General features: G+C 73.7%; 19 protein-coding genes. 12 read left to right on the forward strand and 7 right to left on the reverse strand.

From position 1 onward, the window contains the following. Nucleotides 1-30: 30 nt before the first annotated feature. Complete coding sequence (locus tag ACZ6J5_RS29430) at nucleotides 31-780, reverse strand: TetR/AcrR family transcriptional regulator (RefSeq protein ID WP_469396507.1); 750 nt, start codon at nucleotides 778-780, stop codon at nucleotides 31-33. A 209-nt stretch (nucleotides 781-989) separates the two neighbouring features. On the opposite strand from ACZ6J5_RS29430, the gene ACZ6J5_RS29435 reads away from it, so the two are divergent. Further along, complete coding sequence (locus ACZ6J5_RS29435) at nucleotides 990-2,723, forward strand: amidase (RefSeq protein ID WP_469396509.1); 1,734 nt, start codon at nucleotides 990-992, stop codon at nucleotides 2,721-2,723. Nucleotides 2,724-2,840: 117 nt separating this feature from the next. Here ACZ6J5_RS29435 and ACZ6J5_RS29440 read toward each other — a convergent pair whose 3' ends face one another. Further along, the gene (locus tag ACZ6J5_RS29440) at nucleotides 2,841-3,134 is read right to left on the reverse strand and encodes a putative quinol monooxygenase (RefSeq protein ID WP_469396511.1); all 294 of its coding nucleotides are present in this window, start codon (nucleotides 3,132-3,134) and stop codon (nucleotides 2,841-2,843) included. Nucleotides 3,135-3,253: 119 nt separating this feature from the next. Next, nucleotides 3,254-3,808 (reverse strand): universal stress protein, encoded by a 555-nt coding sequence (locus tag ACZ6J5_RS29445; protein WP_469396513.1) that lies wholly within the window; start codon nucleotides 3,806-3,808, stop codon nucleotides 3,254-3,256. A gap of 198 nt (nucleotides 3,809-4,006) precedes the next feature. Between ACZ6J5_RS29445 and ACZ6J5_RS29450 the strand changes: the two genes are divergently transcribed. Beyond that, the gene (locus ACZ6J5_RS29450; RefSeq protein ID WP_469396514.1) at nucleotides 4,007-4,918 is read left to right on the forward strand and encodes a slipin family protein; all 912 of its coding nucleotides are present in this window, start codon (nucleotides 4,007-4,009) and stop codon (nucleotides 4,916-4,918) included. Between the two features lie 49 nt (nucleotides 4,919-4,967). Here the strand turns inward: ACZ6J5_RS29450 and ACZ6J5_RS29455 are convergent, their stop codons facing one another. Together ACZ6J5_RS29455 and ACZ6J5_RS29460 are read right to left on the reverse strand one after the other, a co-directional pair. Beyond that, nucleotides 4,968-5,720: a DUF4118 domain-containing protein gene (locus tag ACZ6J5_RS29455; protein WP_469396515.1), complete on the reverse strand. Its 753-nt coding sequence runs from the start codon at nucleotides 5,718-5,720 to the stop codon at nucleotides 4,968-4,970. Between the two features lie 277 nt (nucleotides 5,721-5,997). Continuing rightward, nucleotides 5,998-6,393, reverse strand: coding sequence for an ArsR/SmtB family transcription factor (locus tag ACZ6J5_RS29460; protein WP_469396517.1), 396 nt, complete (start codon nucleotides 6,391-6,393; stop codon nucleotides 5,998-6,000). Between the two features lie 93 nt (nucleotides 6,394-6,486). Between ACZ6J5_RS29460 and ACZ6J5_RS29465 the strand changes: the two genes are divergently transcribed. Further along, nucleotides 6,487-8,469 (forward strand): heavy metal translocating P-type ATPase, encoded by a 1,983-nt coding sequence (locus ACZ6J5_RS29465; RefSeq protein WP_469396519.1) that lies wholly within the window; start codon nucleotides 6,487-6,489, stop codon nucleotides 8,467-8,469. Nucleotides 8,470-8,614: 145 nt separating this feature from the next. On the opposite strand, the gene ACZ6J5_RS29470 is transcribed toward ACZ6J5_RS29465, so the two are convergent. After that, nucleotides 8,615-9,181: a DUF4291 domain-containing protein gene (locus ACZ6J5_RS29470; protein WP_469396520.1), complete on the reverse strand. Its 567-nt coding sequence runs from the start codon at nucleotides 9,179-9,181 to the stop codon at nucleotides 8,615-8,617. A gap of 483 nt (nucleotides 9,182-9,664) precedes the next feature. Between ACZ6J5_RS29470 and ACZ6J5_RS29475 the strand changes: the two genes are divergently transcribed. Beyond that, nucleotides 9,665-10,174 carry an SRPBCC family protein gene (locus tag ACZ6J5_RS29475; protein ID WP_469396521.1) on the forward strand — a complete coding sequence of 170 codons (510 nt, stop codon included), beginning with the start codon at nucleotides 9,665-9,667 and terminating at the stop codon, nucleotides 10,172-10,174. Between the two features lie 197 nt (nucleotides 10,175-10,371). On the opposite strand, the gene ACZ6J5_RS29480 is transcribed toward ACZ6J5_RS29475, so the two are convergent. Beyond that, entirely contained in the window at nucleotides 10,372-11,406 is a 1,035-nt protein-coding gene (locus ACZ6J5_RS29480) for a LacI family DNA-binding transcriptional regulator (protein WP_469396523.1), read from the reverse strand. A 160-nt stretch (nucleotides 11,407-11,566) separates the two neighbouring features. On the opposite strand from ACZ6J5_RS29480, the gene ACZ6J5_RS29485 reads away from it, so the two are divergent. From ACZ6J5_RS29485 to ACZ6J5_RS29520, 8 genes are all read left to right on the forward strand, one after another. After that, nucleotides 11,567-12,643 (forward strand): C45 family autoproteolytic acyltransferase/hydolase, encoded by a 1,077-nt coding sequence (locus ACZ6J5_RS29485; protein WP_469396526.1) that lies wholly within the window; start codon nucleotides 11,567-11,569, stop codon nucleotides 12,641-12,643. Between the two features lie 114 nt (nucleotides 12,644-12,757). Further along, complete coding sequence (locus ACZ6J5_RS29490; protein WP_469396527.1) at nucleotides 12,758-14,419, forward strand: amidohydrolase; 1,662 nt, start codon at nucleotides 12,758-12,760, stop codon at nucleotides 14,417-14,419. Beyond that, on the forward strand, nucleotides 14,416-15,447 hold the full coding sequence (locus ACZ6J5_RS29495) for an ABC transporter permease (RefSeq protein ID WP_469396528.1): 1,032 nt from the start codon (nucleotides 14,416-14,418) through the stop codon (nucleotides 15,445-15,447). Before ACZ6J5_RS29490 ends, ACZ6J5_RS29495 begins: the two co-directional genes overlap by 4 nt. Beyond that, nucleotides 15,444-16,373, forward strand: coding sequence for an ABC transporter permease (locus ACZ6J5_RS29500; protein ID WP_469396530.1), 930 nt, complete (start codon nucleotides 15,444-15,446; stop codon nucleotides 16,371-16,373). The genes ACZ6J5_RS29495 and ACZ6J5_RS29500 overlap by 4 nt, the downstream gene beginning before the upstream one ends. Then, the gene (locus ACZ6J5_RS29505; protein WP_469396532.1) at nucleotides 16,370-17,467 is read left to right on the forward strand and encodes an ABC transporter ATP-binding protein; all 1,098 of its coding nucleotides are present in this window, start codon (nucleotides 16,370-16,372) and stop codon (nucleotides 17,465-17,467) included. The genes ACZ6J5_RS29500 and ACZ6J5_RS29505 overlap by 4 nt, the downstream gene beginning before the upstream one ends. Continuing rightward, a complete protein-coding gene (locus tag ACZ6J5_RS29510) occupies nucleotides 17,464-18,291 on the forward strand; it encodes an ABC transporter ATP-binding protein (protein ID WP_469396534.1) in 828 nt (275 codons plus the stop codon). The genes ACZ6J5_RS29505 and ACZ6J5_RS29510 overlap by 4 nt, the downstream gene beginning before the upstream one ends. A gap of 203 nt (nucleotides 18,292-18,494) precedes the next feature. Further along, nucleotides 18,495-19,991 carry an ABC transporter substrate-binding protein gene (locus ACZ6J5_RS29515; protein WP_469396535.1) on the forward strand — a complete coding sequence of 499 codons (1,497 nt, stop codon included), beginning with the start codon at nucleotides 18,495-18,497 and terminating at the stop codon, nucleotides 19,989-19,991. Between the two features lie 115 nt (nucleotides 19,992-20,106). After that, on the forward strand, nucleotides 20,107-20,763 hold the full coding sequence (locus tag ACZ6J5_RS29520; RefSeq protein WP_469396536.1) for a hypothetical protein: 657 nt from the start codon (nucleotides 20,107-20,109) through the stop codon (nucleotides 20,761-20,763). The last annotated feature ends 529 nt before the right edge of the window (nucleotides 20,764-21,292 follow it).

Raw genomic sequence — 21,292 nt, forward strand, 5'->3', positions numbered from 1 at the left:
CGACAGGGGCGCTCGCGCCCGGTCCCACCCTCAGCCGTCGACCCCGGGGAGCAGTTCGCGCCGGAGGGCGGCCAGGGCGAACGCGTGCGCCGACGCCCGCCGCCAGCGCGCCCGCCCGAACATCACGTCCTCGGAGATCCCGCTCAGCATCGCGACGGCCCGGACGGTGAACTCGGGAATGTCGACCTCCGCGAACTGCCCCAGGTCCCGGCCCTCGCGGAGGATGACCTCCAGGCGCTCGTCCCAGCCGTCGAGCAGGCCGGTGAGGATCCGGCGGCCGGCCTCGTCGTGACGCTGGGCCAGGACCTGGGTCCACAGCGCGTACCGCTCGTCACCCTGACCGGTGGGCAGGTAGAAGCGGACGAAGACGTCCAGTCTGCCGGCGGGGGACCCGGCCCGGTCGGCCTCCCGCTGGAACTCGGCCCAGAGGTCCGCCTGGCTCCAGGCGAGGACTTCGAGCAGGAGCCGGTCCTTCTTCCCGAAGTGGTAGAGGATGTGCCCGGTGCTCATGCCGGCCCGCTCGGCGATGTCCGACATCCGCAGCCCCGCGGTCCCCTTCTCCGCGATGGCACTGATCGCCGCCCGCATCGCCCGGCCGCGCGCGTCGTCACCGCTGGGCTGGCGCTTCCTGTCGGCCGGGAGCCGTGGCGCGGGGCGATCCCCGTCCCCGCCGACTCCGCCGATCACCGACCCGGCCCCGTCCCCGCCCTCGTCCTCACCGGACGGCGGGAGGGAGGGGTCGCGGTCGGGCAGCGCGGGCCCGGTCTCTGCGGTCGGCATCGGCTCACCTTCGGTCCGGACATCCAGGGCTCGGTTCTGGGTTCCCAGTGTTCACAGCGTTTCCCGTATTCCCAATATTAGATCGCTGCTCTAGACTGAAAATCTAGTTAAAGCGATGGGGTGCGATGCCGGGCTGCGCGAGGCCGCCGCCCCGCCCCTCCGGCGACCCGTCCCGTCCGCCTGCACGACCCACCCCCCGGGAGATCCCTATGACGCGCGGCTTCGATGTCGTGGAGACCTGTATCGCCGACCTACGCGCGGCGCTGGAGAAGGGCGAGACCACCTCGGTCGCCCTGCTCGACGCCTACCTCGCGCGCATCGACGCGTACGACCGCCCGGGCACGGCCACCGCGCTGAACGCGATGGTCGTGATGAACCCGGGCGCCAGGGCCGAGGCGGAGGCCTCCGACGCGCGTCGCGCCCGCGGCGAGACCCTGGGCCCGCTCGACGGCATCCCGTACACGGCCAAGGACAGCTACCTCGCCGAGGGGCTCACGGCCGCGTCCGGCTCCCCCGCGTTCGAGCACCTCGTCGCCCAGCGCGACGCCTTCGCCATCGAGCGGCTGCGCGCGGCCGGCGCCGTGCTCATCGGCCTGACCAACATGCCGCCCATGGCCAACGGCGGAATGCAGCGGGGGGTGTACGGCCGCGCGGAGAGCCCGTACAGCGCCGACTGGCTCACCAGCGCGTACGGCTCCGGCTCGTCCAACGGCTCCGGTACGGCGACGGCCGCCTCCTTCGGCGCCTTCGGCCTCGGCGAGGAGACCTGGTCCTCGGGCCGCGCGCCCGCCTCGAACAACGCGCTGTGCGCCTACACCCCCAGCCGCGGCGTCATCTCGGTGCGCGGCAACTGGCCGCTCGTACCGACCATGGACGTCGTGGTCCCGCACACCCGCACCATGGCCGACCTGCTCGAACTGCTCGACGTCATCGTCGCCGACGACACGCAGACCCGCGGCGACCTGTGGCGGGCCCAGCCGTGGCTGGAGCTGCCCGCCGCGTCGCAGGTGCGTCCCGCCTCCTACCCGGCGCTCGCCCCCGCCGACGCCGAGGCCGCGACCGCCGCGCTCGCCGGCAAGCGCGTCGGCGTGCCCCGGATGTACATCAACGCCGACCCCGAGGCCGGGTCGAACCCCGAGGGGGGCATCGGCGGCCAGACCGGCCAGCGCGTCGACACCCGCCCCTCGGTCCTCGCCCTGTGGGAGGCCGCCCGCCGCGACCTGGAGGCCGCCGGAGCGGAGGTGGTCGAGGTCGACTTCCCCGTGGTCACCAACTACGAGGCCGACCGCCCCGGAGCGCCCTCGCTGCTCACGCGCGGGCTGGTGAGCCGCGCATACATCACGTTCGAGATCGAGGACCTCTCCGCGTGGGCCTGGGACGACTTCCTGCGCGCCAACGGCGACCCGGCGCTCTCCACCCTGGCCGACGTCGACGGCGACAGCATCTGGCCGAAGCAGCAGGGTGAACTGCCCGATCGGTACGAGGGCTTCGACGACACGATCGGCGCGTACCCTCGGTTCGTGCGCGAGCGCCCGTACGCCTCCCTCGCCGACATGCCGCTCCTCGAGGAGGGGCTGCGCGGGCTGGAGGAGACGCGCCGGGTGGACCTGGAGCTGTGGATGGACGGGCTCGGCCTGGACGCCGTCGTCTTCCCCGCGGTCGCCGACGTGGGCCCGGCGGACATGGACGTCGACGAGGCGTCCGCCGACCTCGGCTGGCGCAACGGCGTCTGGGTCGCCAACGGCAACCTGGTCCCCCGCCACCTCGGCATCCCGACCGTGACCGTGCCCATGGGCACCATGGCGGACATCGGCATGCCCGTCGGTCTGACCTTCGCGGGCCGCGCCTACGACGACAACAGCCTGCTGTCCCTGGCGGCGGCCTTCGAGCGCACCGGCGACCGGCGCACCTCGCCGCCGCGCACGCCTCGGCTCGGGGCGTAGCGACCGGCCCGTGGAGGGGCTCGACGCGAGTCCCTCCACGGGCTTCGGCGCTGCTCAGCGCCTTGCCCCCAGCCCTGGTCAGGACCGGGTGGACGGCGAGCGCGTACGCCGCTCCCCTCAGGACTCGGCGGTGAACACGTGCTCGGTCGGCGGGGACAGCAGCAAACCCGGGCCCGCCGCGAGCGCCTCGGTCAGGTGCGGGCTCGCCAGGTGCGCCTCGAAGGCCGCGCGGTCCTCCCACTCCTCGAAGACCAGCCACGCGCTCGGGTCCTGGGGGTGGACGTACGCCTGGTAGCTGATGTTGCCCGGCTCGGCGCGCGACGGCTCGACCAGGGACAGGGCCTGCTCGCGGACCTTGTCCTCGGCGCCGGGTGCGGCCTTGAGCAGGGCTATCGCGGTGACCTTGGACATGGTGCGCTCCGTTCGACTGCGTGTGCTCCTTCGGGACCGGCGAGTCTAGGCGCGGGCGGCCACGACAAGCCACGATCTCCCGCCTGTTCGGCCGTCCACCAGCATCGGCGTCCCGCTGCTCACACGGCCTCGCGCGGGTCGAGCGGCAGGTGCCACAGGTTGCGGCGGTGGGCCGTGCCGTACGCGGCGAGGAGCGGGGACGGCGGAACCGCCAGCACCGGACAGGCCGCGTGCGCCTGGCAGTAGCGGGCGACGGAGGGGCGGACGAGGCGGCGCACGGGGCCGCGGGCACCGGTCCCCACGACGAGGAGGTCGTCGGGGTCCCGGGCCGTGTCGACGAGCGCGGCGCCCGGGGTGGCGCGCACGGTGAGGCCCTGGAGGGCGGATTTCGGCCGCTCCGGGCCGAACGCGGCGTCGAGCGCCTCGCGCAGCCGCTCTCGGGCCGCCTCGCGGCACAGTTTCAGGGCCGGGTCGTACGCGGCGTGCCGGCCGCCCAACGAGCCGCCCGGTGTCTGCCAGGCCAGGACCGCCCACAGCTCCGCCCGGCGCAACCGGGCCTCGGCGGCGGCCCGGTGCAGGGCCGCCAGACAACCGAGGCTTCCGCTCACACCGACCACTACCTTCGGCACGACGCCCTCCCCTTCCTTCCCTTTCCGTTCACTGACGCGCAGCACCCATTACAGAGGGGGGCCGGGGCCCGGAGCGGGTCCCCTGACACGTCTTTGACGCCGGCGGGATCAGTTCTACGGATTCTTGACTCTCCCGAGGGACTCCGCGCGCTCGCGGCGGTGCCATCGTTCAGTGTCCGAATCACTCCTCGTAAAAAGCTCACGAAGCCACGGAGCTCGTGAAGCTCGTGAAGGGCGGTCGTCGTGGACGGTTCCGTGACAGGGTTCCTCGCCGTCGTCGTGATCCTCCTGTTCCTGGTGCTGCGCGGCTCCGTCCGTGTGGTCAACCAGGTCGAGCGGGGCGTCGTCTTCCGGCTGGGCAGGGCGCTGCCCGGTCACCGGCAGCCGGGAATCACCTTCCTCGTGCCCGTCGTCGACCGGCTCCGCAAGGTGAACGTCCAGGTGGTCACCCTGCCCATCCCCACCCAGGAGGGCATCACCCGCGACAACGTCTCGGTGAAGGTCGACGCCGTCGTCTACTTCCGCGTCGTCGACCCGGCCCAGGCCACCATCGAGGTCCAGGACTACGTCTTCGCCGTCGGCCAGGTCGCCCAGTCCTCGTTGCGGTCGATCATCGGCAAGAGCGACCTCGACGACCTGCTCTCGGACCGCGAACGCCTGCACGAGGGGCTGGCGTTGATGATCGACAGCCCGGCGGCGGGCTGGGGCGTCCACATCGACCGCGTCGAGATCAAGGACGTACAGCTGCCGGAGTCCCTGAAGCGTTCCATGTCCCGGCAGGCCGAGGCGGAGCGCGAGCGGCGCGCCCGGGTCATCACGGCCGACGGCGAGTTCCAGGCGGCGCAGCAACTGGCCAACGCCTCCCGGATCATGTCCGACACCCCCGAGGCCATGCAGCTGCGTCTGCTGCAGACGGTCGTCGAGGTCGCCGCCGAGAAGAACTCGACCCTCGTGATGCCGTTCCCCGTGGAGCTGCTGCGCTACTTCGACCGGGCGGCACGCGCCTTGGACGCGGACGGGGCACCCCAGGGCTCCGCCGCATCGGCCGCGCACGCCACCACGGCCGCCGCCTCCGCGCAGTCCGCGGACTCCGGGGTGCCCTCTCCGAGGAAGGCAGATCCCGAGCCCGGGGATCCGCGCACCGCCGGAGCGTGAGCGGGTCGGTGTGGGTGCCGGGATCGCCGCCCGTGCGAGGCTCGTCCCCTCAGGCGTTCCCCGCCGTCTGCCGCGCGCGGTCGAGTGCCGCGGCGGCGCGGCCCGCGAGGTCGGCGGCGACCAGGCGGGACTCCAGGGCCGGCGGGGTGCTGCCGGGTGCCGGGGTCATCATGTAGCGGCCCTGGTAGTGGCCCGCGGCGACGGCGCGCAGTTCGATCTCGCCGTCGGGCCAGCCCTGCCGGTCCAGGTCCCAGTCCCAGCCGTCGACCCACACCGAGCCGTCCGGCTGGAGACGCGGCGGGCGTCCCGTGAGCGTCCCGTACTCGAAGCGGCAGCCGGACAGCTCCAGCAGCGCCGTCAGCTCGGCGCCGACGTACCGTACGACCTCGTCCGGCGTGCGCGCGGCGCCGGCGAGCCGGGTCGCCGCGTGGAGGCGTTCGAGGTGGACCGCGTCCGCGAACGCGGCGGCGCCCAGGCGGCGGGCCCGGGCGGCGAGCTGGGAGACGGCCAGGCCGACGACCAGGAGGAGCACCGCGGTCACGGCGTCCGCCCGGTCGTGCATGTGGAAGCTCTGGTACGGGACCGTGTGGAAGAAGTCGAACCACGCCGCCGCGGACACCGCCGCCAGCGCCCCCGCGAGCCGGCTGCCGAGCGCGGAGACCGCCACGACCACGACGACGAGCAGCAGCGCGAGGTTGGTGTGCGTCACGCCCGTCCTCAGCGGGACCAGCGCCGACGCGGCGAGGAACGGTGCGACGATCGCCGCCGTCACGGCGGCCACGTCACGCGAGTGTGCGCTCATCGTCCACCTCCGGAGACGTCGTCGGAAGCCCGGCCCCCTATCGGAAGCATCTCTCCGGCGAGACCGGGGAGAGCCGTTCCGGCGAAAGGCTGACGCATCTCTGACGGGTCTCTGACGGGGCTTTGACGGAGGTCTGACGGGGCCTTGGCGACCCGCGTTCCCCCGCCGTCAGGGCTCCGTCAGAGCGGCTTCAAAGGCGCCGCCCCGGGCTTCCGGCCGCCCGTTCGCCGTCTAGGTTCTTCGGTGAGCTGGGGGGCTTTCCCCGCGCTCCCCCGTGCTACTCGCCCCGCCCCGCCTCGCCCCGCCCCGCCTCGACCGGCTCGGGGAGCAGGTCGCGGAGGCCCCGGCGGAGGTGTTCGACGTGGTAGAGGGCCTGGTCGAGGAGCTCGGCGACGTGGTTGTCGTGCAGGGCGTAGACGATCGAGCGGCCGTGCCGTTCGCCCGTCACCAGGCCGAGGTTGCGCAGCAGGCGGAGCTGGTGGGAGCAGGCGGAGGCCTCCATGTCGACGGCCGCGGCGAGGTCGCCGACCGACGAGGGCCCTTCCCTGAGGCGGGCCAGGATGTAGAGGCGCGACGGCGTCGCGAGGGCCTGGAGGGTGGCGGCGACGTCGGCCGCGCCGACGGCGTCGAGTCGTTCGCGCGTACTGATGTCGGAGTGCGTTCCGTGGCCCATGCGACCATGATACGGACGACACATGAAGACCTATTCAAATATTCCGCTATCGTGGCCGTGTCGCCCCATCCGCCCCTGAAGGGTTGCTTTGTCATGTCTTCAGTCCTGGAACGGGCCTCCGCGCCCGCCGCCGGACCCCCGTCCCGTACGCCCGTGCGCCGCACCCGGATGCTGGCCCTGCCGGAGGTCCGCTGGGCGCTGGCGGCCCTCGTGCTGTTCCTGGTCGCGCTCCCGCTCCAGCTCCTCGGCGGGCCGGTGTGGCTGTGGGGCCCGCTGTTCGCCGCCACGTACGCCTCGGGCGGCTGGAAGCCGGGGTGGGCGGGCCTGAGGGCGCTCAGGGACAAGACGCTCGACGTGGACCTGCTGATGGTCGTGGCCGCGCTCGGCGCGGCGGCCATCGGGGAGGTCCTGGACGGCGCGCTGCTGATCGTCATCTTCGCCACCTCGGGCGCGCTGGAGGCCGTGGCGACCGCCCGCACCGCCGATTCCGTACGGGGCCTGCTCGACCTCGCGCCGGAGACCGCGTCGCGGATCACCGCCGACGGGAGCGAGGAGACCGTCCCGGCCGCCGCGCTCGTGGTGGGCGACCTCGTCCTCGTACGGCCCGGAGAACGGGTCGGGGCCGACGGCGTCGTGCTCGACGGCACGAGCGACGTCGACCAGGCCACCATCACCGGCGAGCCGCTGCCCGCCGCCAAGGGCCCCGGCGACGAGGTGTTCGCCGGCACCCTCAACGGCTCCGGTGCCCTGCGCGTACGGGTCGGGCGCGACCCGTCGGAGTCGGTGATCGCCCGGATCGTGACGATGGTCGAGGAGGCCGCCGAGACGAAGGCTCCCACGCAGCTTTTCGTCGAGAAGGTCGAGCGGCGCTACAGCCTCGGCGTGGTCGCCGCCACCCTGCTGGTCTTCGCCGTCCCGTTGCTCATGGGATCGGACCTCCAGCCCGCTCTGCTGCGCGCGATGACCTTCATGATCGTCGCCTCGCCGTGCGCGGTCGTCCTCGCGACGATGCCGCCGCTGCTGTCCGCGATGGCCAACGCCGGGCGCCACGGCGTGCTGGTCAAGTCCGCGGTCGTCATGGAACGGCTGGGGCAGGTGGACGCGGTCGCGTTCGACAAGACCGGCACCCTCACCGAGGGCGTGCCGCGCCTGACCGAGCTGCGCCCGCTGGACGGTTCCGGGTTCGACGCCGAGGGGCTGCTGCGCGTGGCGGCGGCGGCCGAGCGCCCGAGCGAGCATCCGCTGGCGCGCGCGGTGGTCACCGCCGCCCTCGGGCGCGGCCTCGACCTGCCCTCGGCGACGGACTTCGCCTCCGCTCCGGGCGCCGGGGTGACCGCCACGGTCGACGGGCGGCGCGTGGCGGTCGGGAGCCCCCGTCACCTCCTCGCCGAGCACGACGGCGCGGCGGCCCGGCTGGCGGACGCCCTGGAGGAGGACGGGCGGACGGCCGCCGTGGTCGCCGTCGACGGGCACGCCGTGGGCGTCCTCGGGCTCTCCGACGCGCTCCGGCCCGAGGCCGCCGCCGGCGTCCGGGCCCTGCGCGAACTCACGGGCCGCGCGCCGGTGCTGCTCACCGGTGACAACCCGCGCGCCGCCGCCCGGGTCGCCGCCGAGACCGGCATCGCGGACGTCCGCGCCGGTCTGCTGCCGCAGGACAAGGTCGCCGCGGTGCACGCGCTCCAGCACGGCGGGGCCACGGTCATGGTCGTGGGCGACGGCGTCAACGACGCGCCCGCGCTGGCGGCGGCGCACACCGGGATCGCGATGGGGCGCGCGGGCTCGGACCTCGCGCTGGAGACCGCCGACGCCGTGGTCGTACGCGACGAGCTCGCCGCCATCCCCACGGTCGTCGCCCTGTCCCGCCGCGCCCGCCGCCTCGTCGTCCAGAACCTCGTCATCGCGGGCGCCTTCATCACGGTCCTCGTCACCTGGGACCTGGTCGGCACCCTGCCCCTCCCCCTCGGCGTCGCCGGCCACGAGGGCTCCACCGTCCTCGTCGGCCTGAACGGCCTGCGGCTCCTCACGGAGGGGGCGTGGAGGCGGGCGGGCGCGGGGGCGGGTACGGAGCGGGGGTGACGGAGGCCGCGTCGTGAGCCCGGCTGCGGCTCGGGCGTCGCCGGCGCGCCGGGGTCGGTCCTCCGTTCACGGACCCGGCCCCGGCGCACCCGCTCCGTGCCGTGCGGGCCGTGCCCTGCGCGCCCACTCCGTGCCGGGCGGGCCGTCATCGCCCCGGTGTGACGGCGTCCTCCAGCGCCGTGGGCAGCGGATACGCCCGCTCGGCGGGGAACAGGCGCTGGGCCTTGGCGGCCCGGCCGGACTGGACGAGGGTCGCCGCCTTGCGGACCTGGGGCGTGAGGTCGGTGAGGCCGACGATCCAGTCGTCCGTGAACGTGCGGATGAGGTGGCGGCCCACCCCGACCTGGATGCTGTAGTGGTTCAGGGCCGCGCCGCGCGCCGAGCGCTCGGGGTCCCACTGGACGTGCACCGCCGCCCGCGCCACCGCGTCCGGGTCACTCGTCGTCAGCACCGCCTGGGACAGGGCCTCCTCCCACCCCTCGCGCGTGATCCGTACCGCGAGGATCCGCTCCTGTCCGGACTTGCGGGCCCAGTTGCTGCGGTGCATGAGCCACATGAACGAGGGCTTGATCCAGGTCATCCGCTGGAACGAGAACGGCGCCACGAACCGGCCCGCCCGCAGGGCCGCGTCGGCGATGGCGGGCGCGTACGCCTGGTAGACGACGATCGTGCGCGCGTCGTAGTCGGCACGGATCTGGTACGGGGACGTCATGCGCCGCACCCTGTCAGCCTGCCCGGCGGCACGGCGAGCCGTTTTCCCAGACCGGCCCCCTACCTGGACCGTCTGCCCACGATCCCCGCCGCCGCCTTGCCGCCCGGCGCCAGGGGCTTCGCCACGGACACGGGCCACTACGACTTCCGCAGCAGGCCGTGCCTGAAGGACTTGGCGCTACGGACCGTGCGCGTGGTCGGTGCCGAGGAGACGGTCATCGAGTTCCGGCACAATCGGTCCGTCGACTCGTCGCAGAGAGACGGTGCTTCGCACGCGATCTCTCGGTGGGGCGATGGAGCGCTCAGGCGCGTAGGGGGACGCGGTGTGGGGGGTGGTCCGGGACAGGCGGCGGGGCGCTGCCCCTGGTGGACTGTGACGACGGGCCCTAGGGCCACCGCCCGGTCCTGCGGGTGCCGAGGGGCGGTGGCGGGGCTACTGTCGAGGGGCGCCGTCCGAGCAGCCGTCCGAAGGAGCGTGGTCGGTGTGTCCCGGAACCGTCGGCTGATCCTCAGCTCGCCCTCCGAGGTCTGGGGGCTCCTGTCCGCCGGTCACCGCTACGGGGAGTGGGTCACCGGCACACAGCAGGTCATCTCCGCCGACCCCCACTGGCCGGACGTGGGTGCCCGGCTGCGGGTGCGCGTCGGGCTCGGCCCCGTGGTCCTCGACGACACCTGCGTCGTGCGCGTCTGCGAGCCGGAGCGGCGGCTGGAGCTGGAGGCCAAGGCGGGTTCGTTCGGCGCCGCCCGTATCGCCATGCGCCTGATCCCCTGGGGCGGCAACACCCTCTTCGTGCTCGACTGGCACCCCTTGCGGGGGCCCGGCACCCGGATGCACGGACTGCCCGTCGACTACGTCGTCTCCATCCGCAACGGCATGATGCTGACCAAGCTCGCCCGCATCGCCGTACGCGAGCACGACGCGGCCGGTCCCGGGGCCGGTGCCGACGGCGGGCCTCAGGGACCGGACGCGGCCCTCGGCGGTCCGCACCCTTGACGCAGGCGGGCGGCACCGGGTGCCACGACCGCCCCGGTGGGCCGTCGGCCCGCCCTCGGAGGGGGCTCGACGCGGCGTACAGCCGACAGTCCCCCGGACGCGGGTCCGTCTCCCCCGGCACGGGCCTTCCGGCGGGGGGGGTGTCATGGCGTGATCATGGCTCGCGGCGGGTGAGGTGTCCAGGGGCGCGTGGCCGCTCAGCAGCCCGCGCCCGGCTGGGCGCGCCGCGTCGACGCCCGGACGCGCAGGCGGGAGGTGGTCAGGATCGGGCCGTTGCCCGGTTCACCGGCGATGCGGGCCTGGAGGAGGTCGAGGAGCGCCAACGTCGTTTCGGTGACGTGGAGTTCGACCGCCGAGATCGCGGGGCGGCTGTGCCGGGTGTGTTCGGAGTCCGAGGCCGCCGCCAGCATCGTGCGGTCGGGCACGGGCACGCCGCGGGCCGTGAGGCCCGCCAGCACTCCGGCCGCCTGGCGGCCCGTATGGCACAGGACCGCGTCCGGCACGCCGTCGTCGACGACGGCGTGCGCCACCCGCTCGCCGCCCCGCTCGCCGTCGCGCTCGGCCGACTCGTACACGCGCGGCGGGATCCCCGCGCCCTCGCACCAGGCGCGGTACGTCGCCTCGCTGTCGATGTTCCAGGCGTTCGGGTCGGTGCCGCGTACGAGCGCGACCGAGCGGGCGCCGTTGGCCGCGAAGTGCTCGTAGACGCGCCGGAAGCTCACGGACTCGTCCTCGGTGGCCCAGTCGGTGAAGTCCGGCCGGCCGGGGTCGCGCCCGAGCGTGACGTACGGGATGCCCCGGCGTTCCAGGAGGGCGACGACCGGGTCGTCCAGGTGCGGCATCGTCACGATGTAGCCGTCGAGCGAGAGCGCGAGCGGCGGTGTCGGGCGCCTGGTCGGGTCGGGTACGAGCATCACGCTGAGGCCTCGGTCCATCGCCTGTGCCGAGACGGCGCCGATGTAGCGGGTGAACACGTCGACGCCGCGCGGCGCGTACTCGCCCAGCGAGTCGAGTGACCGCATGACCAGCCCGATCGCGCCGACCGACGCCCGGCGCAGCCCGCGTGCGAGGGCGTCGGCCTGGTAGTCCATCTCCTCGGCCACCGCGCGGACGCGCAGCCGCGTCGCCTCGCTCAGCGTCCCGGTGCCGTTGAGCGCCATGGAGACCGCGGCGACGGAGACGCCGGCGCGGTGGGCGACGTCGCGGATGGTCACGCCCTTCGAGCGGGCCACGGGGACCTCCTGGGGACACGGTGAACGCGGAGCGTGCGGTGAGTGACGCGGGGGAAGCCGGCGGATTGGGTCCGGCCGTTGTATTAAACGTTTTACCTCCCTAGCGTGGCGGCCGTTCCCCCCTGTGATGGGCCTCACAAGGCAAAGGTCTGCGAACTCCATGAAGCTGCACATCCTGCGCTCGACCGCCATCGACCCCGGCGAGCGCGGCCACGAGATCGGCACGCTGTGCGGGGAGCGGGTGCGTGACGTCGGCGCCCGCTACCTGGCGCACTTCGCGCTGCTGGGCATCCCCGACGCCACTGTCCGCGAGATCACGGCCCGCAGCCACCACGCCCTGCGCGCCTGGTGCCCGGCGCTCGCCGAGGAGTCCGACGCGATCGCCGGGGCGGCGGGCGTCGAGCCGTGGCGGGTGGCCGCGGTCGGCGCCCGTACCGAGATCCTCGCCGCCGCGCCGGCGCCCTCGAAGGGCGAGTGCACGACCGCCGTCTACACGCCGCCCGCCGGCGGCCCGCCCGAGACGATCCAGACCTGGGACTGGCACGAGTCGCTGACGCCGGACGGTCTGCTGCTGTCCCTGGTGACCGGGGCCGGGCGCCGGGTGAAGCTCTTCACCGAGTTCGGCACCGCCGCCAAGATCGGGCTCAACGACGCCGGACTCGGCCTGCACTTCAACATCCTGCGGCACCGCTCCGACAGCGCCTCCGGCGGCGTGCCCGTCCACGCGGTCGCCCGCCGCGTCCTGGAGGAGGCGACGACGGTGGCGGAGGCCCGCGCCGTCATCGCCTCCGCCGAGGTGAGCGCCTCCACCGTGCTGACCGTCGTCTCCTGCCGGGACGGCCGCACCGAGGCCTCCTCCATCGAGATGTCCCCGTCCGGGACCGCCGTCCTGGGACCCGGCGCCGACGGCTGGCTGCTCCACACCAACCACTTCCTGGACGCCGGGCTCGCCGACGGCGGCATCACCGTGCCCGAGTCGGTGTCGGTCGAGCGGTACGCGCACGCCCTCGCCGTACGGGGCGGCATGACCGGCCACGCCGCCGCCGAGCGCGCGGCGGCCTTCTGCGGCGCCGATGGAGCCGACGCGGTCGTGTGCGTGCGCGCCGATCCGTCCGAGCCGCGCCACGAGCAGTGGGGCACCTTGCTCACCGCCTCTCTCGACCTTCCCGGCTTCGCCCTGGCCTACCGGGCGGGCACCCCCGACACGGCGGCCCGCGAGGGCCTCGACCTGTTCTGACCCGGCCGTCTCCTGCCGTCCCCCGCCGTGCCCTTCCTGCCTTCCTGCCCTTGCTGCCCTTCCTGATCTCACCTCCCGCCCTTCCCGCCCTCCCCACCTGCTCCGAGGAACCCCATGGACGACAATCTCACCCCGCTGGACACGACCCCGCCCGCCCAGCTCTTCCGCGACGCCCGCGTCTTCACCTCCGCCCGCCGCGCCCGCGCCGAGGCCCTCGTCGTGGTGGGCGAGCGGATCGCGTACGTCGGCGACGAGGCCACCGCCGCCCGCGTGGCCGGGCCCGACGCCCTGGTCCACGACCTCGGCGGCGCCACCGTGCTGCCCGGCTTCGTCGACGGCCACGCCCACGTGGTCGGCACCGGTGAGGCGGCGGCCCAGGTGAACCTCTGGGGCGCCGACTCGGTGGCCGAGATCCAGCGCCGGATCGACCGCTGGGCCCGGGAGCACCCGGACGCGCCCCGCGTGCTGGCCACCGGCTGGAAGCACGGCGACATCCCCGGCGGCGTCCCCGACCGGGGGATGCTCGACGCGGTCGTGGCCGACCGGCCCGTCTACGCGCAGGCGTACGACTTCCACTCGATCTGGCTGAACTCGGCGGCCCTGGAGGAGACCGGCATCGACGACGCCACCGTCTCCCCGCCCGGCGGCGCGGTCCACCGCGACGCGGCCGGCGCCGCCACCGGCCTGGTGGACGAGACCGCGATGCACCGTCTCGTCTGGCCGGTGCTCGACGGCTTCGTCACCGAGGCCGACCGGGACGAGGCCCTGGCCGTCGCCCTCGCCGCGTACGCCGAGTCCGGGATCGTCGGCTCGACCGAGATGGCACTCAACGAGGACGACTACGCGGCCATGCGCCGCGCCGACGCGGCCGGCGCCCTCACCACCCGTATCAGCGCGTTCTGGCGCGTCCAGCCCACCGGCGACGAGGCCGACAACCTCGCCCAGGTCGCGCGGGTCGCCGAGCTCGCCGCCCGCGACGCCACGCCGTTCCTGCGGGTCACCGGTATCAAGGTCATGGTCGACGGCACCGTCGACGGCTGCACCGCCTCCCTCGGCAAGCCCTACGTGGACGGCACGAACGCCGACCCGATCTGGAGCCTCGCCGAGCTCGCCCCCGTCGTGGCCGCCGCCGACGCGGCCGGTCTCCAGGTCGCCATGCACGCCATCGGCGACGAGGCGACGCGCGTGGCGATCGGCGCCGTCGAGCACGCCGTCGCGCTCAACGGCCCCAAGGAACGCCGCCACCGCATCGAGCACCTGGAGGTCGTCGGCCCCGAGGACATCCAGCGGCTGGCCGCGCTCGGCATCACGGCCAGCATGCAGCCCGTCCACGCGGATCCGGCCATACAGGAGAACTGGCGTCGCGTCCTCGGCGACGAGCGCGCGGACCGGGGTTTCCCGTGGCCGGAGATGACCGAGGCGGGCGCCACGCTCGTGCTCGGCACCGACTCCCCCACCTCGCCGCACGCCCCGCTGCCCAACATGTTCATCGCGGCGACCCGGCGTTCGGCGCTGGACCCCTCGCTGCCCGCCAACATCGCCCGTTACGCGCTGCCGCTTGCCGACGCGATCGTGCACGCCACCCGCGACGCCGCCTGGGCGAGCCGCTCCGAGCACCTGCACGGCTGCCTCGCCGAGGGGCTCTACGCCGACTTCGTCGTGCTCGACCGGGACATCTTCTCCCGCCCCCTCGACGAGCTCCTCGACACGCGCGTGCTGCGCACCGTCGTCGGCGGGCGCGCCGTCCACCAGGCGCGTCCGGAGGAGGAGAGATGAACGGGACCGACCACGCTACGAAGGGGGCGACGGCGACGCCGCCACCCGCGCCGCACGCCCGCAAGCGCCCCGTCGCGGCGATCGCGCGCTTCGTCGCCGTCCGCCTCGCGGGTCTGGCGGTGACCCTGCTGATCGCGAGCCTGGTGGTCTTCGGGGCGCTGTTCGCCGCGCCCGGCAGCCCGCTCACGTACCTCACCCACGGGCGCACGATGACCCCCGAGGCGATCGCGTCGATCAAGGCCGAATACCATCTCGACGACTCCGTCTGGGAGCAGTACCTGCGGTGGCTCGGCGGCGTGCTGCACGGCGACTTCGGCACCTCGATCGTCTACAACCAGCCGGTGTCCACGCTGGTCGGCGGTCGTGCCGCGGTGACCACGCTGCTCGTCTTGACGGCCGCGGCGATCGTCCTGCTGTGCGGTCTGGCCATCGGCACGCTCGCCGGGCTCAGCCCCGGCTGGGTGTCCCGGTCGGCGATGGCGGGCGCGACCGGCCTGATGGCGGTGCCGACCTTCGTCGGCGCGGTGGTCCTGATCATCGTGTTCGCCGTGAACCTCGGCTGGTTCCCGGTGTTCGGCGCGGGCAGCGGTGCCCTCGACCAGCTCTACCACCTGGCCCTCCCGGCGCTGGCACTCGCCCTCGCCTCCGTCGCGTTCGTCGCGCGGCTCGCCCAGACCGCCGTACGGGCGGAGCTGGCCGCCGACCACGTGCAGACGGCGATCAGCCGCGGGCTGCCCCGCCGGGCCGTCGTGCGCCGGCACGTCATGCGCAACGCGGCGATGCCCGTGCTGACCGTCGCCGGTCTCACGATCGCGGGACTGATCGCCGGAAGCGTCGTGGTGGAGCAGGTCTTCCAGCTCGGCGGGCTCGGGCAGTCCCTCGTCAACTCGGTGCAGCAGAAGGACTTCCCGGTCGTCCAGGCGATCTGCCTGGTGTACGTCGCCGCCTTCATCGTGCTGAACACCCTCATCGACATCGCCTACACACTGCTCGACCCGCGGGTGTCGATCGGGAAGAAGGACTCATGAGCGCGACAGCGGCGGCACACCCCGGCCACCCCGGTGGGCCGCGTTCCGGGCCCGGCGCCGGACCCCGCGCCGTGCGGCGGGCGTGGCGCGCCCGGCTCGCCCGGCGCCCCCGCTCGGCCCGAGGGATCGGCGCGTCCGGCTGGACGGCCCTGGTCCTCCTCGGCTGTGTGGTCCTCTGCGCGCTCCTCGCCCCGGTCCTGGCGCCCCAGCCCCCGAACGCGATCGACTTCTCCGGCGCGTACCAGGGCCCGGGCGGCGCGCACCTGCTGGGCACCGACGCGACCGGCCGGGATCTGCTCTCGCGGCTGGTCACCGGCTCCCGTACGGCGCTGACCGGCCCGTTCCTCGTCGTGGCGGTCTCGACCCTGCTCGGGACGGCGCTCGCGCTCGCGGCCGTGTGGTTCGGCGGCTGGTTCGACCAGCTGGTGGTCCGGGTCGTCGACGCCGTGTTCGCGTTCCCCGGGCTGCTGCTCGCGATCCTGGCCACCGCGCTGTTCGGCTCCGGACTCCCGGCGGCGATCGTGGCGCTGTCGGTCGCCTACGTCCCGTACATCGCCCGGATCGTACGGAGCGCGGCGCTGCGCGAGCGCAACCTGCCGTACGTGGCGGCGCTCCAGGTGCAGGGCGTGCACGGGCTGCGGATCGCGCTGGGGCACATCCTGCCCAACGTGAGCGGGCTGATCGTCGCCAACGCCACCCTCGCCTTCGGCTTCGCGCTGATGGACCTCGCCGGACTCTCGTTCATCGGCCTGGGGGTGCAGCCGCCGACGTCGGACTGGGGGGCCATGGTCGGCACCGGCATGGCCGGCGTGCTCCAGGGCCACCCGCAGGAGGCGCTGTTCGCCTGCGCGCTCATCGTCATCACGGTCGGTGCCGTCAACACCCTCGGCGACCGGCTCACGGAGCGCTGGGAGGCACGCTCGTGAACGCACTGCTCGAAGTGGAGGACCTGACGGTCCGGCTGCCGGTCGCGGGCGAGCCCCGTACGGTGCTGCGCGACGTCTCGTTCTCGCTGGCCGAGGGCAGGACGCTCGGTCTGGTCGGCGAGTCCGGCTCCGGGAAGTCGATGACGGTGCGGACGGTGGCGCGGCTCCTCCCGGACGGCGCCGAGGTGACCGGCCGGGTGCGCTTCGACGGCGCCGACGTCTTCGATCTGCGCGCCGAGGCCCTGCGCGCGTACCGGGCGAAGGACGTGGCCATGGTCTTCCAGGACGCGCGGGCCCACACCAATCCCGTGCGCACCATCGGCGACTTCCTCACCGAGGCGATGCGCCTCAACGACCGGATGCCGAAGGCCACCGCGCGCGGGCGCGCGCGGGAGCTGCTGGCCGAGGTCGGGATCTCCGACCCGGACCGCCGGCTGCGGCAGTACCCGCACGAGCTGTCCGGCGGGCTCCTCCAGCGGGTGATGATCGCCGCCGCGGTCGCCGCCCGGCCGCGCCTGGTGCTGGCGGACGAGCCGACGACCGCGCTCGACGTCACCACGCAGGCGGAGGTGATGGCGCTGCTGCGCCGGATGCAGCGCGAGTACGGAATGGCGATGCTCTTCATCACGCACGACCTGGAACTCGCCGGCGCCGTCTGCGACGAGACGATCGTCCTGTACGCGGGCCGGGTGATGGAGCGGCAGCCCGCGACGCGGCTGCACGAGGACCCGCTCCACCCGTACACCGCGGCGCTGGTGCGGGCCCGCCCCGAGATCGGCCGGCGCGTCGAGCGGCTGCCCGCGATCGCGGGGCATCCGACCACCGCGTACGAGGCGCCGGACGGCTGCGCGTTCGCCCCGCGCTGCGGTTTCGCCGAGGACCGGTGCGCGACGGGGGCGCCGCCCCTGCTGCGGGTCGGCGAGGGGCTGACCGGCTGCGTCCGGATGCCCGGCCTGCGGGGCCGGCTGCTGCCGTCGGCGCAGGACGCGACGACGGCCACGGCCACGGCCGCCACCACGGCCACCCCGGCCGCTCCCCCGAGCACGGCCACCACGGCCTCCGCCACCGCTTCGGACGAGGAGGTACAGCGATGACCGAACCCCTGCTCGTGGTCGAGCACCTGACCAAGACCTTCGGTCACGGGCCCGCCCGCGCGACCGCCGTGGCCGACGTGAGCTTCACCCTGGCCGCGGGCGGGTCCCTGGGCATCGTCGGCGAGTCAGGCTCGGGCAAGACGACGACGGCCCGCATGATCATCGGCCTGGAGCGGCCGTCCGGGGGCCGGATCACGGTGCGGGGCGAGGACCGCACCCGGCCCGCGCGCTCGGCCCGTGCCCGCCGCGAGCGCGGCAGGGACGTCCAGATCGTGTTCCAGGATCCGTACACCTCGCTCGACCGGCGCCAGCGCGTCGGCGACTGCCTCGCCGAGGTCGTCGGCGTGCACTCCCGCCTCGGGCGTACGGGGACGAGGGCGCGGGTCGCCGAACTCGCCGGGCTCGTGGGGCTGGACGACCGTCAGCTCGCGGCGCTGCCCCGGTCCCTGTCGGGCGGGCAGCGGCAACGCGTCGCGATCGCCCGCGCGCTCGCGGCGGATCCGGAGGTGCTGATCCTGGACGAGGCGGTGTCCGCCCTCGACGTCTCGATCCAGGCGCAGATCCTCAACCTGCTCGCGGACATCCGGCGGGAGCGGGGCGTGAGCTACCTGTTCATCAGCCATGACCTCGCCGTCATCCGGCAGGTCACGGACGACACGATCGTCATGCGGCACGGCGTCGTCGTCGAGCAGGGGCCCACCGCCGAGGTCCTGGACCACCCCTCCCACCCGTACACCCGTCTGCTGCGCGACAGCGTCCCGCGCACCGGCTGGAACCCCGAGACCCTCACGGGCCCCACCACCTCGCCTGGAGTAGCGCCATGACCGCACGACACCGCCCGCGCGGACGGGGCTTCCTCGCGGCTCCCGCCGTCGCCGCCACGGGCAGAACTCTCACCCTGAAGTCGACGTTGACCCTGGCCGTGCCCCTGGCCTTGACCTTGACCGGATGCAGCGGCGGAGGGGCCGCCGGAGGTGCCGGTTCCGCAGCGGCCCTGACGACCTACACACCACGGGGCTCGGGCACGGTGGAGAGGATCACCTGGAACGTCTTCCAGGGCGAGCCGCAGACCGTGGACCCCTTCCACGCGGCCGACTACACACCGAACATGATCAACTCGAACATGTGCGAGACCCTGTTCGTCCAGACGCCCGACTTCACCATCAAGCCCAACCTGGCGACCTCGTACACGAACCCCGACCCGAAGACCTGGGTGTACCGGATCCGCTCCGGCGTGACTTTCTGGGACGGCTCGCCGATGACCGCGGACGACGTCGCGTGGAGCATGAACCACCACCTGACGGACGCCACCGGCTTCTACGGCTATCTCTACCGAAACGTCGACTCCGTCACGAGAACGGGTGAGGACGAGGTCACGGTCAAGCTCAAGCGACCCGACTACCTCTTCAACGACGAGCTCGCGAGCTACGCGGGCGTCGTCGTCCAGAAGGAGTTCTACGAACGGCACGGGAAGAAGGTCGGCACGCCCGACGTCGGGGTCATGTGCACGGGACCGTACAAGTTCGCCGGGTGGAAGCGCGGGCAGTCGATCAGCGCGAGCCGCTACGACACCTACTGGAACAAGGAGCTGCCGCTGAAGGTGAAGAACATCGACTTCACCTTCCTCACGGACGACTCCGCGATCACCTCCGGCCTGCTCTCGGGCCAGATCGACGGGACGTACCAGCCGCCGACCGCGGGACTCCCGCTCCTGCGCGCCTCCACGGCGGGCAGGCTCTACTCGGGCCCCGCACCGCTCGCCGTCACCCTCGTCGTCGCGAACCCGAAGGGCGCGATGGGGAACGCGGACGTGCGCCGGGCGCTCCAGATGGCCATCGACTGGAAGGGCATCGGAAGCCAGGTGTACGCCGGTGAGGGCACCCCGGCCGCCCTGCAGACGGTGCCGGCCGCGTACGGCTTCGCCAAGGCGGGCCTGACCGCGTACGCCGACACGGTCAGGACCGACGGCAGGCCGAGGATCGAGGAGGCGAAGAAGCTCCTGGCCAGGGTCCCGGCCGCCGTCAGGTCCCAGCGGATCAGCCTGGTCGTGCCCCAGCAGGCGGAGACGCAGCAGCTGGGCATCGGCGTCAAGGACGCGGCGGACAAGATCGGACTGAACTTCAGGCTGGACGTCGTCCCCGCGACCGGATACTCGAACTATCTGTACGACCCGGGGACGCGCGGCGGCACGGACCTGCTCTACACCCAGTTCTGGCCCAACATCCCGAACCCGCTCGACTGGCTCGGCATCACGGCGGTGACCGGGGGCAGCTTCAACCAGTCCGGCTACAGCGGCATCGACGCGCTCTACACGGAGGCGGTGGCCACGAAGGACGAGGCGGCCCGCGCGAAGCTGGTCGTCCGGATGGAGCGGCACCTGCGGGAGGAGACGAACCCCATGTTCCCGGGCATCCAGCTGACGAACGACGTCTGGCTCGGAAAGCGTGTCACCGGAGCCCCGGCGGCCTTCGCGTTCGTGTACTACCCGTGGGCGGCGCACCTCGGGGGGACGGGACGTCAGTAAGGGGACGGCGCTCCGAGAGGAGAGGAACGGAAGGAACGCGTCCGCGCCGGTCACGAGACGACCGGCGCGGACGGGCCGCCGGAGGAGCCCTCCTCCCGGGCGATACGGTGCTGTCATGCCTCGATCAGTCACCACCGGCCCCGCCCTGCCTCCCGTCACCGCGGACGATGTCGCCCTGGCCGTACGGCTCACTGTGGAGACGCTGAGGGGAGCACCCGAGGAAGCCTGGGACGGCAAGGCCGGCGCGCTGGAGTGGGACTGCTGGGAGACCGCCGAACACCTCGCCAACGATCTCCTCTACTACGCGGTGCAGCTGGGCCCGCAGGCTCCCCCGCTGGACACCCACGTCCCCATCGCGTTGCGGCGGCCGAGGGAGGCCGGCCCCGCCGTCTTCATCCAGGCGGACCGCGCTGCGGGTCCGGCCGGCCTGCTACAGGTCCTGGAGTCCTGCGGCGCGCTCCTGGTCGCGATGGTCCGCACCACCCCGCCCGAGGTCCGCGCCCACCACGCCGCCGGGGTGTCGGACCCCGAGGGGTTCGCGGCGCTGGCCTTGCAGGAGACGCTGGTCCACACGCACGACCTCGCGGAAGGCCTCGGCCTCGCCTGGACCCCGCCGTCCGGCCTCTGCGCCCGCACGCTCGGCCGCCTCTTCCCGCATGCCCCGGCCGACACGGACCCGTGGCCCACGCTGCTGTGGGCCACGGGCCGAGCCGGACTGCCGGGGCACCCGCGCCTCACCGGGTGGCGCTCGGACAGCACGGCACGGCCATAGCCGAGGGCCGCCCGCCCTCAGGGTGCACCGACTGGAGCATGGCGAGCGTGGACAACAAGCGCGGGAACCGGATTCCCGGCAGCCTCCCGAAGCAGTGCGGGTTCGTCCGGCCGTCGCGGCCCGTGCGTGCCCCCTGCCCCTCCCCCGCAGGCGCATCCGGACATCGCGGCCGACGCGACCCCTTTCCACACGGGCCGCCGGAGCGCACACTTCGGAGCAGTGCGTGGCTTCCCTGGTGAAACGGGGCCCGTCGCCTCGACGGGAAGCCCTTCGTGGAATTCTCCAGTGAGGGGAGCACCGCTGTGCCGTCTTCATCCGTTCCCGGGCCGCGCTGCCCGATGCTCGATCCGACCGGGAGTGCGCTGCACGCGGAGGCCGCGGCGCTGCGCGCGCGAGGCCCTGCCGTGCGAGTCGGCCTTCCGGGAGGCGTGTCCGCCTGGTCGGTCACCCGACGGAGCGTCATCCAGGCACTGACCACCGACCCGCGCGTCTCCCGGGACTATCGCAGGCACTGGCCCGGAGCCTCGGA

Source organism: Streptomyces sp. NPDC042100, from assembly GCF_055582325.1.

Bases quoted from the DNA above. Each gene is read 5' to 3' on its own strand.
- ACZ6J5_RS29430 (WP_469396507.1), bottom strand. From the start codon at position 780: ATGCCGACCGCAGAGACCGGGCCCGCGCTGCCCGACCGCGACCCCTCC.
- ACZ6J5_RS29435 (WP_469396509.1), top strand. From the start codon at position 990: ATGACGCGCGGCTTCGATGTCGTGGAGACCTGTATCGCCGACCTACGC.
- ACZ6J5_RS29440 (WP_469396511.1), bottom strand. From the start codon at position 3,134: ATGTCCAAGGTCACCGCGATAGCCCTGCTCAAGGCCGCACCCGGCGCC.
- ACZ6J5_RS29455 (WP_469396515.1), bottom strand. From the start codon at position 5,720: ATGAGCGCACACTCGCGTGACGTGGCCGCCGTGACGGCGGCGATCGTC.
- ACZ6J5_RS29460 (WP_469396517.1), bottom strand. From the start codon at position 6,393: ATGGGCCACGGAACGCACTCCGACATCAGTACGCGCGAACGACTCGAC.
- ACZ6J5_RS29465 (WP_469396519.1), top strand. From the start codon at position 6,487: ATGTCTTCAGTCCTGGAACGGGCCTCCGCGCCCGCCGCCGGACCCCCG.
- ACZ6J5_RS29470 (WP_469396520.1), bottom strand. From the start codon at position 9,181: ATGACGTCCCCGTACCAGATCCGTGCCGACTACGACGCGCGCACGATC.
- ACZ6J5_RS29485 (WP_469396526.1), top strand. From the start codon at position 11,567: ATGAAGCTGCACATCCTGCGCTCGACCGCCATCGACCCCGGCGAGCGC.
- ACZ6J5_RS29490 (WP_469396527.1), top strand. From the start codon at position 12,758: ATGGACGACAATCTCACCCCGCTGGACACGACCCCGCCCGCCCAGCTC.
- ACZ6J5_RS29495 (WP_469396528.1), top strand. From the start codon at position 14,416: ATGAACGGGACCGACCACGCTACGAAGGGGGCGACGGCGACGCCGCCA.
- ACZ6J5_RS29500 (WP_469396530.1), top strand. From the start codon at position 15,444: ATGAGCGCGACAGCGGCGGCACACCCCGGCCACCCCGGTGGGCCGCGT.
- ACZ6J5_RS29510 (WP_469396534.1), top strand. From the start codon at position 17,464: ATGACCGAACCCCTGCTCGTGGTCGAGCACCTGACCAAGACCTTCGGT.
- ACZ6J5_RS29520 (WP_469396536.1), top strand. From the start codon at position 20,107: ATGCCTCGATCAGTCACCACCGGCCCCGCCCTGCCTCCCGTCACCGCG.